This is a genomic window from Azoarcus sp. DD4 (assembly GCF_006496635.1).
GTDB lineage: Bacteria > Pseudomonadota > Gammaproteobacteria > Burkholderiales > Rhodocyclaceae > Azoarcus.
This window is the reverse complement of the sequence record NZ_CP022958.1, coordinates 2,578,083-2,591,000: the sequence shown is the minus strand read 5'-3', so window position 1 is coordinate 2,591,000 and position 12,918 is coordinate 2,578,083. Positions and strand designations below refer to the sequence as shown.

At 65.4% G+C, this 12,918-nt stretch carries 13 protein-coding genes; 5 read left to right on the top strand and 8 right to left on the bottom strand.

What is annotated here, in order from left to right; genetic code table 11:
• Positions 1–30 precede the first annotated feature (30 nt).
• The gene (gene sstT / locus CJ010_RS12015) at positions 31–1,266 is read right to left on the bottom strand and encodes a serine/threonine transporter SstT (RefSeq protein ID WP_141018247.1); all 1,236 of its coding nucleotides are present in this window, start codon (positions 1,264–1,266) and stop codon (positions 31–33) included.
• Positions 1,267–1,356: 90 nt separating this feature from the next.
• Positions 1,357–2,736 (bottom strand): L-serine ammonia-lyase, encoded by a 1,380-nt coding sequence (locus CJ010_RS12010; protein ID WP_141018246.1) that lies wholly within the window; start codon positions 2,734–2,736, stop codon positions 1,357–1,359.
• A gap of 137 nt (positions 2,737–2,873) precedes the next feature.
• On the opposite strand from CJ010_RS12010, the gene CJ010_RS12005 reads away from it, so the two are divergent.
• Complete coding sequence (locus tag CJ010_RS12005; protein ID WP_141018245.1) at positions 2,874–3,797, top strand: LysR substrate-binding domain-containing protein; 924 nt, start codon at positions 2,874–2,876, stop codon at positions 3,795–3,797.
• Here the strand turns inward: CJ010_RS12005 and radA are convergent.
• Together radA and CJ010_RS11995 are read right to left on the bottom strand one after the other, a co-directional pair.
• Positions 3,794–5,167, bottom strand: coding sequence for a DNA repair protein RadA (radA, locus tag CJ010_RS12000; RefSeq protein WP_141018244.1), 1,374 nt, complete (start codon positions 5,165–5,167; stop codon positions 3,794–3,796). The two genes, CJ010_RS12005 and radA, sit on opposite strands and share 4 nt — an antisense overlap.
• Positions 5,167–6,087: a LysR family transcriptional regulator gene (locus tag CJ010_RS11995; protein WP_141018243.1), complete on the bottom strand. Its 921-nt coding sequence runs from the start codon at positions 6,085–6,087 to the stop codon at positions 5,167–5,169. Before CJ010_RS11995 ends, radA begins: the two co-directional genes overlap by 1 nt.
• A gap of 155 nt (positions 6,088–6,242) precedes the next feature.
• On the opposite strand from CJ010_RS11995, the gene lplT reads away from it, so the two are divergent.
• Positions 6,243–7,493, top strand: coding sequence for a lysophospholipid transporter LplT (gene lplT / locus CJ010_RS11990; RefSeq protein ID WP_141018242.1), 1,251 nt, complete (start codon positions 6,243–6,245; stop codon positions 7,491–7,493).
• Positions 7,494–7,520: 27 nt separating this feature from the next.
• Here the strand turns inward: lplT and CJ010_RS11985 are convergent, their stop codons facing one another.
• The 4 genes from CJ010_RS11985 to CJ010_RS11970 are packed head-to-tail and all read right to left on the bottom strand — an operon-like array spanning position 7,521 to position 9,887.
• Positions 7,521–8,402 (bottom strand): uracil-DNA glycosylase family protein, encoded by an 882-nt coding sequence (locus CJ010_RS11985; protein ID WP_141018241.1) that lies wholly within the window; start codon positions 8,400–8,402, stop codon positions 7,521–7,523.
• Entirely contained in the window at positions 8,402–8,824 is a 423-nt protein-coding gene (gene rimI / locus CJ010_RS11980) for a ribosomal protein S18-alanine N-acetyltransferase (protein WP_141020679.1), read from the bottom strand. Before rimI ends, CJ010_RS11985 begins: the two co-directional genes overlap by 1 nt.
• Before the next feature lie 29 nt (positions 8,825–8,853).
• On the bottom strand, positions 8,854–9,543 hold the full coding sequence (gene tsaB, locus CJ010_RS11975; protein WP_141018240.1) for a tRNA (adenosine(37)-N6)-threonylcarbamoyltransferase complex dimerization subunit type 1 TsaB: 690 nt from the start codon (positions 9,541–9,543) through the stop codon (positions 8,854–8,856).
• Positions 9,544–9,599: 56 nt separating this feature from the next.
• Positions 9,600–9,887 carry a hypothetical protein gene (locus tag CJ010_RS11970; RefSeq protein WP_141018239.1) on the bottom strand — a complete coding sequence of 96 codons (288 nt, stop codon included), beginning with the start codon at positions 9,885–9,887 and terminating at the stop codon, positions 9,600–9,602.
• A 278-nt stretch (positions 9,888–10,165) separates the two neighbouring features.
• Here CJ010_RS11970 and ompR point away from each other — a divergent pair, with 278 nt between their 5' ends.
• The 3 genes from ompR (at position 10,166) to CJ010_RS11955 (ending at position 12,895) form a co-directional block, all read left to right on the top strand.
• Positions 10,166–10,903 carry a two-component system response regulator OmpR gene (ompR, locus tag CJ010_RS11965; protein ID WP_205754949.1) on the top strand — a complete coding sequence of 246 codons (738 nt, stop codon included), beginning with the start codon at positions 10,166–10,168 and terminating at the stop codon, positions 10,901–10,903.
• A gap of 34 nt (positions 10,904–10,937) precedes the next feature.
• Positions 10,938–12,326: an ATP-binding protein gene (locus tag CJ010_RS11960; protein ID WP_240794573.1), complete on the top strand. Its 1,389-nt coding sequence runs from the start codon at positions 10,938–10,940 to the stop codon at positions 12,324–12,326.
• Positions 12,327–12,478: 152 nt separating this feature from the next.
• Entirely contained in the window at positions 12,479–12,895 is a 417-nt protein-coding gene (locus tag CJ010_RS11955; protein WP_141018236.1) for a group II truncated hemoglobin, read from the top strand.
• The last annotated feature ends 23 nt before the right edge of the window (positions 12,896–12,918 follow it).

The window sequence follows — 12,918 nt, the reverse complement described above, 5'->3', positions numbered from 1 at the left end:
TGAAGCTCCCTGATCGATGGACATCCGGACTCAGGCCTGTGCGGCGGCCGCGACGGCATCCGCCTGCGGGCAGGCCGCGGCGGTAAACAGCACGTCGGTGGAAGAATTGAGCGCGGTCTCGGCCGAATCCTGCACCACGCTGATGATGAAGCCGATCGCCACCACCTGCATCGCGACGTCGGTTGAAATGCCGAACAGGTTGCAGGCCATCGGGATCAGCAGCAGCGAACCGCCGGCCACGCCGGACACGCCGCAGGCGGCGAGCGAGGACACCACGCACAGCAGCAGCGCGGTCGGGATGTCGACAGCGATACCCAGCGTATGGGCGGCGGCCAGCGTCATCACCGTGATGGTGATCGCCGCACCGGCCATGTTGATGGTCGCGCCCAGCGGGATGGAGATAGAGTAGGTGTCCTCGTGCAGGTTCAGGCGCTTGCACAGCTCCATGTTGATGGGAATGTTGGCGGCCGAGCTGCGGGTGAAGAAGGCGGTGATTGCGCTCTCGCGCAGGCAGGTGAAGACCAGCGGATACGGATTGCGCCGCGTTTTCCAGAACACGATCAGCGGATTCATCACCAGTGCGACGAAGAGCATGCTGCCGACGATGACGCTGAGCAGGCGGCCGTAGCCGAGCAGCGCATCCAGGCCGGACTCGGCGAGTGTGCTGGCAACCAGGCCGAAGATGCCGAGCGGCGCGAAACGGATCACCAGCCGGACAATCCGCGACACCGCGTCGGACACGTCGTTGAGCATGCTGCGCGTTGCCGGGCTTGCATGCCGCAGCGCGATGCCGAGCAGGATCGCCCAGCTGAGGATGCCGATGAAGTTCGCCTCGATCAGCGCCTTCACCGGATTGGCCACCGCGCTCAACAACAGGTTCTTGAGCACACCGATGATGCCGCCCGGCGGCGTGCCTGCGACCTCGGGCGCATTGAGCACCAGCGTGGTCGGAAAGGCGAAACTGGCGATCACCGCGACCGCGGCGGCGGCGAGCGTGCCAACGAGGTAGAGCATCAGCACCGGTCGGATGTGGGTGGGCTGGCCATGCTTGTGGTTGGCGATGGACGCCGCCACCAGAAAGAACACCAGCACCGGCGCCACCGCCTTGAGCGCCGAGATGAACACGTCGCCGAGCAGCCCGGTCGAGCGTGCGACATCGGGCGCGGCCAGCGCGAGGGCGATGCCGCAGACGAGGCCGATGGCGATCTGGGTGATGAGATTGGCTCGCAGGACGAGCCTGGATGCGCTGCTTGCTGCAGTAGTCATGGGTTGTCTCCTCTTGGGTCCCTTGTGGTTTTTTTCGGCGGCACCGGCGTCATCCGCCGGCGCTGCCTGCGCGCCGTGGCCGGCGCACGGTCAGCATTCGATGAAATTGACGGCAAGCCCTCCGCGCGAGGTTTCCTTGTATTTATCCAGCATGTCACGCCCGGTGTCGCGCATGGTGCGGATCGCCTTGTCCAGCGACACCGCGTGGGTGCCGTCGCCGCGCAGCGCGAGCTGGGCAGCATTGATCGCCTTGACCGACGCCATCGCATTGCGCTCGATGCAGGGCACCTGCACCAGCCCGGCGACCGGGTCGCAGGTAAGGCCGAGGTTGTGTTCGAGACCGATCTCGGCGGCGTTCTCCACCTGTTCCGGCGTGCCGCCCATGACCTCGGTCAGCCCCGCCGCCGCCATCGCACAGGCCGAGCCGACCTCGCCCTGGCAGCCGACCTCGGCGCCGGATATCGAGGCGTTCTTCTTGCACAGGGTGCCGATCGCCGCGGCCGTAAGCAGGAAGTCGACCACGTCTCGTTCGCTGCTGCCGGGCTGGAAGTTCATGTAGTAGTGGAGCACAGCCGGAATCACGCCGGCCGCACCGTTGGTCGGCGCAGTGACGACACGCCCACCGCCGGCATTCTCTTCGTTCACCGCGAGCGCATAGAGATTGACCCAGTCGAGCGCTGCCAGGGTGTCGCTGATGAGATTGCGCCCGGTTTCACGCTCGCGCAGCTTGCGGTGCAGTGCCGGGGCCCGGCGGCGCACCGACAAGCCGCCCGGCAGCACGCCTTCCTGCGCGATGCCGCGCGCCACGCAGGCCTGCATCGCCTCCCAGATGCGGTGCAGCGCGGCGCGTGTTTCGGCCTCGCTGCGCCAGGCCGTCTCGTTGGCCAGCATCACCTGGCTGATGCGCAGCGACTCGCGCCGGCAGATCGCGAGCAACTCGGCCGCGCTGTTGAACTCGTAGCGCAGCGGCACGTCGGCCACACCACCCTCCCCGGCCTGCGCTTGGGCTTCGTCAATGACGAAGCCGCCACCGATCGAGTAATAGGTGTTCTGGTAGAGGACGCCGTGTTGGCCGTGGGCGACAATGCGCAGTGCGTTGGGATGCTGCGGGAGGCTCACCGGCAACAGGCGCATGTCCTCGTCCCAGTGGAACGGCACCGTTGTCTTGCCCGCCAGCATCAGGCTGCCACTGCGCCACACCTCGGCCACCGCCGGTGCGATGAAGTCGGGATCGATCTCGTCCGGCCGCTGGCCCATCAGGCCGACGACGACGGCGCGGTCGGTGCCGTGACCAATGCCGGTGGCGGACAGCGAACCGTACAGCCTGACCTCGATGCGACGGACCGCGTCGAGTACGCCTTTCGCCGCGAGTTCGGTGGCGAAATCGTGCGCCGCCCGCATTGGCCCGACGGTGTGCGAACTCGACGGACCGACGCCGATCTTGAAGAGATCGAGAACGCTGATGGACATGAATGCTCCCCCGTATGCGCCGTCGTGCTTGCCGTTACCGGCGCCGACGTACGTGTTTATGTGGTGCGGCATTCTGTTGGCGCAGGGAACGCCGTTCAATCGATGTTTTCTGGCTCCCGGTTTACTAGAACTAAACCATGACGGCTACCGCTCCTGCTCAGATCCACGCGCGGCTCCGGGTGTTCCTGGCCGCCGCCCGCCATCTGTCCTTCACCCGGGCTGGCGAGGAACTGCACATCACCACCGGCGCGGTGAGCCAGCAGATCAAGCTGCTGGAGGAGTGGCTGGGCTTCCGGCTGTTCCGCCGCCTGCCGCGGCGCCTCGAACTCACCGATGAAGGCAGGCGCATGCTGGCCGCGGTCGACCCGGCCTTCGCCGCGGTGGATCTGGCGATCGGCCGGCTGCGCAGCGGAACCCTGAGCGGCATCGTGCGTCTGCGCGCGCTGCCGTCCTTTCTCGCCACCTGGCTGGTGCCGCGCCTGCCACGGCTGATGCAGCGCTACCCGGCGATCGAACTGCAGGTCGAGGCGGAGGACAGCACCCGTTCGCTGCGCGACGGCGATTTCGACCTGGCGATCGATCTCAACGACGGCAGCTATCCGGGCTTCCAGAGCACCGTGCTGCTCGAAGAAGAGGTCTTCCCGGTCTGCTCGCCGGCGCTGATGAACGGCCGCCCGCCGCTGCGAGCGCCCGACGACCTCGACCACTATCCGCTGCTGCACGACATGACCGCGTGGCGCGGCAGCCAGCCCTACGCGGAATGGGAGGGTTACCTGAAGGCGATAGGCGCGCCGCATGTGAACGTGCGTCGCGGCTACATGTTCAACCGCAACCACATCACCGTACAGTGCGCGATCGCCGGCATGGGCGTAACGATCGCACGCCGCACGCTGACGACGAACGAGCTGGAGAAGGGGCTGCTGGTGGCGCCGTTCGCACAATCGGTACGCACCGGCAAGCGCTACTGCCTGCTCTACTCAGGTGGCGCGCTCGGCGACCGGCGGGTGGCGACGGTGCACGACTGGATCGTGGCCGAGGCGCGCGACGCCGGTGCGCGCTAGGAATCGGCGAGCTCGCGAACGCTCTCCAGCGCTTCCTCGATACGGTCCACGCCGATCACCCGCATGCCGTCGATGGACTGCTTGGGCAGGTTGGCCTTGGGGACGATGGCTGCGGTGAAGCCGAGCTTGGCGGCTTCCTTGAGGCGGTCCTGGCCGCGCGGCGCCGGCCTGATCTCGCCCGCCAGCCCGACTTCGCCGAACACCGCCAAGCCGTGCTTGAGCGGCTTGTCGCGCAGCGATGAGACGATGGCCAGCAGGATCGCGAGATCGGCCGCGGGCTCGGCGATCTTGACGCCGCCGACGGCATTGACGAACACATCCTGGTCGAAGCAGACGATGCCGGCATGGCGGTGCAGCACCGCCAGCAGCATAGCCAGCCTCGTCTGCTCCAGACCGACCGACAGCCGGCGCGGATTCGGGCTGTGCGCAGCGTCGACCAGCGCCTGGATCTCGACCAGCAACGGTCGCGTACCTTCCTGGGTGATCAGCACGCAACTGCCCGAAACCCGCTGCGAGTGCTGCGACAGGAAGATGGCCGACGGATTGGACACACCGCGCAGGCCGCGCTCGGTCATCGCGAACACACCAAGCTCATTGACTGCACCGAAGCGGTTCTTGAAGGCGCGCACCAGACGGAAGCTGGAATGCGTGTCGCCCTCGAAGTAGAGCACCGTGTCGACGATGTGTTCGAGCACGCGCGGGCCGGCCAGCGCACCGTCCTTGGTGACGTGGCCGACGATGATGAGCGCGGTGCCGCTCTGCTTGGCGAAACGGGTGAGCTGCGCCGCGCACTCCCGCACCTGGGCGACCGAACCGGGCGCGGACTGCAGCGCCTCGGAATAGATCGTCTGGATGGAATCGATCACCGCCACGCGCGGCCTGGCGTCGCGCAGGCTGGCGAGGATGCGCTCCAGGTTGATCTCCGCGAGCAGTTGCAGGCCGGTGGGCGCAAGTTGCAGGCGCTGAGCGCGCAGGGCGACCTGTTCGCCGGACTCTTCGCCGCTGACGTACACCGCGGCCTGGTCCGCCGCCAGGTGGGACAGCGCCTGCAGCAACAGGGTCGACTTGCCGATGCCCGGGTCGCCGCCGATCAGCACCACCCCGCCCGCCACGAGGCCGCCGCCGAGCACGCGATCGAACTCGTCGATGCCGGTCGGTGTGCGAGGCTCTTCACGCGGCTGCAGTTCCGACAGCGCCTGCAGGCGCGAGGTATTCCCGGCCAGCGCGGCAAAGCGGCCCGATGCCCCACCCTGCTCCGCCACCGACTCCACCAGGGTGTTCCATGCGCTGCACTGCGGGCACTGTCCCTGCCAGCGCAGCGCCTGTCCGCCGCATTCGGTGCAGACGAAAACCGTCCTGGCCTTCGCCATTACTCCTCTTCCTCGAACTTCTGCGCCATCTCGGCCAGTTGCTCGCAGGCATGGTCGGCGAAAGTGGTGATCAGCCGCGAACGGAACTTGTCGCGCGGGATGATGACCTCCAGCGGCGTGTAGATCCTGGGCTCGAGCGGCACCGCAGCGATGCGGCCTTCGCGCAGGTCGCGCAGGATGGCGGCACGCGAGGCGATGCCAAAGCCCAGACCTTCCGCGGCGAGCAGCTTCACCGTGGCGAGGCTGCCGAGTTCGGCGCAGATCGTCACTTCGTTCATGCTGATGCCGGCCGCCTCGAAGAACTGCTCGGCAAGTTCGCGGATTGCATTACCCGGATCGCGGGTGATGAAGGGGTGCGCCAGCAGGTCCGCCGCGCGCAGCGACTTGGCCTGCGCGAGCGGATGCGAGGGCTGACAGATCACCATCAGTTCGTCGCGCGCTGCACTGCGATGCTCGATCGCCGGCTGGTCGGTGACGATCTCGATCAGGCCGATGTCGAGTTCGCGCGCCGCCACGCGGTCCTCGGTGAGCTGCGAGTTGCCGACCACCACGCGCGGGATCACCCGCGGATAGCGCCGCTTGAAGCTTTCCAGCAACACCGGCAGCCAGTAGGCCGCAATCGTGGTGCTGGTGCCGATGTTGAGTACGCCGGACAGCTCGTCGGTGAGTTCCGACACCCGCGACTCGAGCTCTTCCGACAGGCCGAGAATCCGTTCCGCATAGGCGAGCACCAGTTCCCCGGCCGCGGTGAGTGTGATCTTGCCGTGCCCGCGCTCGAGCAACCGGGTGTTGTAGTGCTCTTCCAACTGCTTGATCTGGAAGGTCACCGCCGGCTGCGTCATGAACAAATGCTCGGCAGCGCGGGTAAAGGAGCCGTGTTTCGCCACGGCATGGAACACCTGCAACCTACGATCGGCCATGATAGTGATAAGTCATATTTATAGCCATAATTAGAGCACAGATGCCGCCGTCGCGACGCATCTTCGCGCTCCGCGCGCGGAAGCATCCTGCAACACGTTTCGTCTCTTCATGATATAAACCGCGCTTCCGCTTTCGCGACGAGCTGTTTTCTACGATGCCGCTTGGCTTCTACATCATCATGGCCGCGCAGTTCTGCTCTGCGCTCGCCGACAATGCCCTGCTCATCGTTGCCATCGCCCTGCTACGGGACATGGCCTCCCCAGCGGAATACGAACCGCTGCTGAAGCTCTTCTTCACCGTTTCCTACGTCGCGCTTGCCGCCTTCGTCGGCGCCTTCGCCGACTCGATGCCCAAGTGGCGGGTGATGCTGATCAGCAACACCATCAAGATCGGCGGCTGCCTGATGCTTTTCCTCGGCGCACATCCGCTACTGGCCTATGCCGTCATCGGGCTCGGCGCCGCCGCCTACTCGCCGGCCAAGTACGGCATCCTCACCGAATACCTTCCGCACCGCCTGTTGGTGGTCGCCAATGGCTGGATCGAAGGCCTGACCGTCGGCGCCATCATCGTCGGCACGGTACTGGGCGGCGTGCTCATCCGCAGCGACGTCGCGGCCTGGCTCGGCTCCTTGCAGTTGCCGCTGGTGTCCTCGCCCTTCGAGGCCGCGGTACTGGTGATCGGCTTCCTTTATCTGATGGCCGCCGCCTTCAACATCTACATTCCGGACACCGGCGTCGATCACAAGCCGCTCAAGCGTAATCCGCTCTACCTGATGCACGACTTCAACCACTGCCTGAAGCTGCTGTGGCGCGACAAGCTCGGCCAGATCTCGCTGGCCGTCACCACGCTCTTCTGGGGTGCCGGCGCCACCCTGCAGTTCATCGTGATCAAGTGGGCCGAACACAACCTCGGCCTCAATCTGTCCGAAGCGTCGATGCTGCAAGGCGTGGTCGCCATAGGCATCGCAGTGGGTTCGGTGCTTGCCGCACGCTTCATCACCCTGCGGCGTGCGGTGCTCGTCATCCCGCTCGGCATCGCCATGGGTTTTGCCGTGCTGGTGATGATCGCGGTGACCGACCGCGCCGTAGCGATGCTGCTGATGGTAGTGGTAGGGGCACTGGCCGGCTTCTTCGTCGTGCCGATGAACGCGCTGCTGCAGCATCGCGGGCACATCCTGATGGGTGCGGGTCACTCCATCGCCGTGCAGAACTTCAACGAGAACCTGTCCATCCTGGTGATGACTGGCGGCTACGCCCTGCTGATCATGTTCGGGCTGTCGATCAACACCGTGATCCTGCTGTTCGGCTTCTTCGTTGCCGGATCGATGTTCCTGGTGAAGCAACGCCACGAGGCCAACCAGCGCAGCTTCGACTCCGTTGCCTTGCTCGACGATCGCGCCCACTGAAGACTCAGCCGGCAGTTGCGGGGCGACTCAGCCCTTCGCTGAAGTTTCCAGCGTCCGTCGCACGAAGCACAGGTCTTCCCAGGCTTTGGCCTTGTCTTGCGGATTGCGCAACAGATAGGCCGGATGGTAGGTGACCACGACCGGCACCTCGCCGCGTTCGAAACGCTTGCCCCGCGCCGCGCCTATGCTGACCTCCGACGCCAGCAAGGCCTGTGCGGCCGGACGGCCGAGCGCGACCAGCAGGCGCGGCCTCACCAGCGCAATCTGCCGCTCCAGGTAAGGGAGGCAGGCGGCAATTTCCCCGGTTTCCGGCGTGCGGTTATGAGGCGGGCGGCACTTGACCGCGTTTGCGATGTACACGCCCTCACCCCGCTTGAGCCCGATGGCTGTCAGCATGTTGTCCAGCAACTTGCCTGCCTGGCCGACAAAGGGTTCGCCACGCTGATCCTCCTCGGCCCCTGGTCCTTCGCCCACCAGCATGAGTTCGGCGCGGCGGTCGCCGACCCCGGGGACGGCCTGCTTGCGGCGCTCGCACAGCGAGCAGGCCTTGCAGCCACGGATGTCCTCTTCCAGCGCGTCCCATTCCAGTGTCGCAATGCGCGCAGCCCTGCCCGCATCGACCATGGGAGTCTTCCGGTCCTGAATGGCCGGAGCCATTGCACCAGCCGGCTCGACGCTTGCACGCTGGGGACGCGCCGCGGACAGCGTCCCGGCAGGGCGCGGGGCGCACACTGCCGGTAACGGTGAGGGCATTTCCGGATTGGCCTGCCGCGGCTCGTCAGGTGCCGAGACCACTTCCACCACGGTGGCCACCTCCGCATCGGCCACGTCGTTGGCGGTACGCAGGCGCCAGATCGGGCCCAGCCCCATCTCGCGCAACACCGAGTTGTGCCGCGATGCCGCGGCCATCACAGGTCCTTCCTCATCACGATCGCGTCCTCGCGCCCCTCGGCCGCCGGGTAATAGGCCTTGCGCCGTCCGATGGGCTGAAATCCGGTCGCGGCATAGAGCGCCAGTGCCGCAGCATTCGACGGTCTGACCTCGAGGAAAAGCTGGTCAGCACCGCGCTGCCTGCCGGTGTCCGCCACGAAATCGAGCAAGAAGCGCCCCAAGCCCTTCCCCTGACAATGCCTGACGATGCTGATGTTGAGCAGATGCGCCTCGTCCATCACCATCAACACCACAGCGTAACCTGCACGTTCCCCATCGACCTGCATGATCCAGGCGGAATAACCGGCGCTGAGGGAATCGGCAAAATTGCCCCGCGTCCACGGGAACGGATGCAACTCGCGCTCCTGCGCTACGACCCAATCGAGATCGGCCTCGGTCATCGGCAGGAACACGGGTACGGCCACGCAGTTCAAGCCTTGCCTCCACGTGCCAAGCGTTCGGCCGTCGTCAAGGCCACCTTATCCCGGACATAAAGCGGCACCGCCCGCTCCGGCGGAAGCAGCAGGCCATCGCCCACCTGCCGCGTCGCAAGCCGGGCCACGTCACCTGCGCGCGGTACTGCTGCAGCTGCCACACCGGACCAGCGTCCGGACAGCCGGCGAGTCAGTTCGGCGTCGTAGGCGGCAAAAGCGGAACCGATGGCGAACCAGTCGCCGTCAGGCAGGAGCACTTGTTCCGGTGCGCAGCAAGCCATCTCCGAACAGGCGATCGGCATACCGTCACGCAGTTCGAAGGCACAGTGGTAGACCTCACTCATCCGCGCGTCGGTAGCTGCCATCACACGTCCGGCCGGCGCCTGCAGCGCAAGGGCTGCAAGGCTGCTGACTGAGGCAATCCCGACGCCGGAACCAAGCGCCAAGCCCTGGACTACGCCGCAGGCAAGCCGCAGCCCGGTGAACGCGCCCGGACCGCTGCCGAACGCCAGCGCATCGAGCTGCCCCACCGCGATGCCACTATCGGCAAGCAGACGAGCGATCTCGGCAAGAATCTTTTCGGAATGGTTGGCGTGCCCTTCAAGGGTACGCTCAAGAACTTCTCCTGCCGACAGCAAGGCGATGCTTGCGTGTTCGCAGGATGTTTCGATGGCGAGAACTTTCATGGTTCCGCCATTCTACCGGGGACGCCGTCCGGCGGCGCGGGCACACCCGCCGCATTTCAGTTTGCGTCGCGTGCGCGCTTTTCGCCGTCCCGATACGCACCGCGCATCGCGTTGCGCAGATCACGGTGCAAGGCATCGCGTTCGGCATCGCTGAGCTTGCGGCGATCGTTGGCCGCAAACGGACTTTCCGCACCGTGGGCCAGCGCACGGCGCAACTCGGCCCGACGCATTTCAGCCGGTGGATGAGCAAGGTCATCGAGCAATGCCTGGTTCTGAGCCTGGCCCATTGCCGGAAAAGCGCCCGCCAACAATAGGACCGCTCCAGCCAGCAGGCGGGAGCGCATGGTTCCATGCTCCCCGTTTCGACAGGAAGCACCTCTTTCGACAGGTGACGTGTTCATGAAACAATCCCGACTTTGCAACGCGGCTACCGAACGGTTTCCGACCCGTGAAAAATAACGGCAATCCGGTCTGGAAGGTGGCAAATTCATCACGCGAGCGCCTTGCTTTGTAAGGGGATATTGCCCTTCCGAGCACTCCTTACGAAGCGTTACCCGGAGCTCTCCATCGCAGCACTGTCCGCTCTTGGCATTCCTGCGGCCTCGCGGCTACGATGCGCGCCATGAACACAAAAACACGATACCGGGTTCTACTGGTGGACGACGATGCGCGCCTGCGCGACCTGTTGTCCCGTTACCTGCAGGAGCAGGGATTTGCCGTGAAGGCAGTCGTAGACGCACCGATGATGGACCGCTCGCTGCACCGCGAGCACTTCGACCTCATCGTACTCGACCTGATGCTGCCCGGCGAGGACGGCCTGGCGATCTGCCGGCGCCTGCGTGCAGCCGAAAACCACATCCCCATCATCATGCTCACTGCGAAGGGCGATGACGTCGACCGCATCGTCGGCCTTGAGATGGGAGCCGACGATTACCTTCCCAAGCCCTTCAACCCGCGCGAGCTTGTGGCCCGGATCCAGGCCGTGATGCGCCGCCAGCCCCACTCGCTGCCGGGCGCACCGACACCGGAAGACGAAATTGTCGTGTTCGGGCGGGTGCGCGTCAATCTCGGCACACGCGCCCTTACCCGCGACGGCGAGGAAATCCAGCTCACGACCGGTGAATTCTCCCTGCTCAAGGTACTGCTGCAGCACCCCCGCCAGCCGCTGTCCCGTGACAAGCTGATGGAGCTCGCACGCGGCCGCGAGTACGGCGTTTTCGATCGTGCGATCGACGTACAGGTGTCCCGCCTGCGCAAGCTGGTCGAGGATGATCCGGCCAAACCCCGCTACATCCAGACAGTCTGGGGCTTCGGCTACGTTTTCGTGCCGGACGACAGCAAGCCCGCCGAGGACGAGTAAGCCCGCAGTGGCTCGTCCGATTACCTTCCGCAGGGTGCGCGCACTGGGCCGTTTCGTTTCCGGATGGCTGCCGCGCACGCTCTTGTGGCAGACCTTCCTGCTTATTGCACTGTTGCTCACCTTCGCGCTGGCAACCTGGTCGCAGATTTTCCGCTACTTCGAGGAACCGCCCCGCGCCCGCGACCTCGCCCAAATGGTCGTCAGTGTCGTCAACCTGACTCGCACCGCGCTTATCAACGCCGAAGCCAGCAGACGTACCGAACTGTTGATCGAGCTCGCCGCGCTCGAGGGCATCCGAATCTACCCGGCCGAGAAGAGCGACGAGACCGAACCTCTGCCCGACACCCGACCGATGCGGCTGCTGGTCGACGAGGTGCGCCGGCAACTTGGCGAGGACACCCGTTTCGCGGCGCGCTGGAAGAGTCTCGACGGTTTCTGGGTGAGTTTCCAGCTCGACCCAGCCGACAAGGACGAGTACTGGGTGATGCTGCCGCAGGACCGGCTCGAAAAACCTCACGCCCTGGAATGGCTGGCCTGGGGCAGCGCGGCACTGTTCGCAGCCTTGCTCGGCGCCTACCTGATCGTCTCCCGCATCGGCTCGCCGCTGAGGCAACTGGCTAAGGCCGCCCGTCTGGTCGGCAGTCGCCAGACTCCGCCGCGGCTCGTCGAGGCGGGCCCGCAGGAAATCGCGATCGTTGCACGCGCATTCAATCAGATGACGGGAGATCTCGCGCGAACAGATGCCGATCGAGCCTTGATCCTCGCCGGCGTGTCCCACGACCTGCGCACACCTCTGGCCCGCCTGAGACTCGGGATCGAAATGTCGGGCGCACCCGATGACGAGATCGGCGCAATGGTGGCCGATATCGAGGAAATGGACCGTATCATCGGCCAGTTCCTCGATTTCGGCCGTGGCGCACCGCAGGAGCCGTTACAGCCGCTGGATCTCGCCGAACTCGTCACCAGCCTGTGCGAACCCTACCGCATGCGCGGTTGCCAGCTCTCGATCCAGGCACCGGATTCCCTGATCGCGCCGGGCAGAGCCCTGCCCCTGCGACGCGCACTCGCCAACCTCATCGACAATGCACTACGCTATGCTGGAGAAGATAAACCACTCGACATCTCGGTCGGCGCGGAGGGCAACGAGGCCCGCATCGAAGTCGCCGATTGCGGCCCCGGCATCCCGGAAAGCGAGGTCGAACGCCTGCGCCACCCCTTCACCCGCCTGGAAACTGCCCGCAGCAACACCAAGGGCGCCGGACTGGGCCTTGCCATCATCGAGCGCATCATGCGCTCGCATCACGGCCGGCTCGATCTGCTGCCGCGTGAAGGCGGAGGGTTGCGTGCGATACTCTGCCTGCCGCTTGGCAGCACAACGACAAGCCCGCCCGAGGCCCAGCGCGTATCAGAGATCGAACACTGATCGTTGCCTGCCGGCAGCGCCGCGACGAAGACGTTGCCGCGTAGCGGTCATCGAATTGATGGACAATTTCAATCTGCGCGAGCGTGACCACACCGGCGTAGCCCTTCCGGCCAAGCTCTGTAACGAATGCGAAGCCTTCACCCCGAACCGTCATGCAAACTGAAAACACTTCCCCCCTACCCGTCGTGACTCCCTATTTGCAGATAGGCGGAGAAGCCGCAGTTCGCGCGCTCGTCCGGCGCTTCTATCAACTGATGGATGAGTTGCCCGAGACCTGGGGCATCCGCAAGATGCACGCGGAAGACCTTTCCGGCTCGGAAGAGAAGCTCTTCCTGTTCCTCACCGGCTGGTTGGGCGGTCCGGACCTTTACGTCGAACGCTACGGTCCGCCCTTCCTGCGCGCACGTCACCTGCCATTCTCGATCGGCGTCTCGGAACGCGATCAGTGGATGACCTGCATGAGCCAGGCGCTCGACGAAATCGTCACTGAAGAGGCTTTGCGGACGCGCTTGCACGAGTCCTTTGCCAACCTGGCCAATCACATGCGCAATCGCTCTGAACCGGCCTGATGCCGACCGCGCCGGCCCGTCGC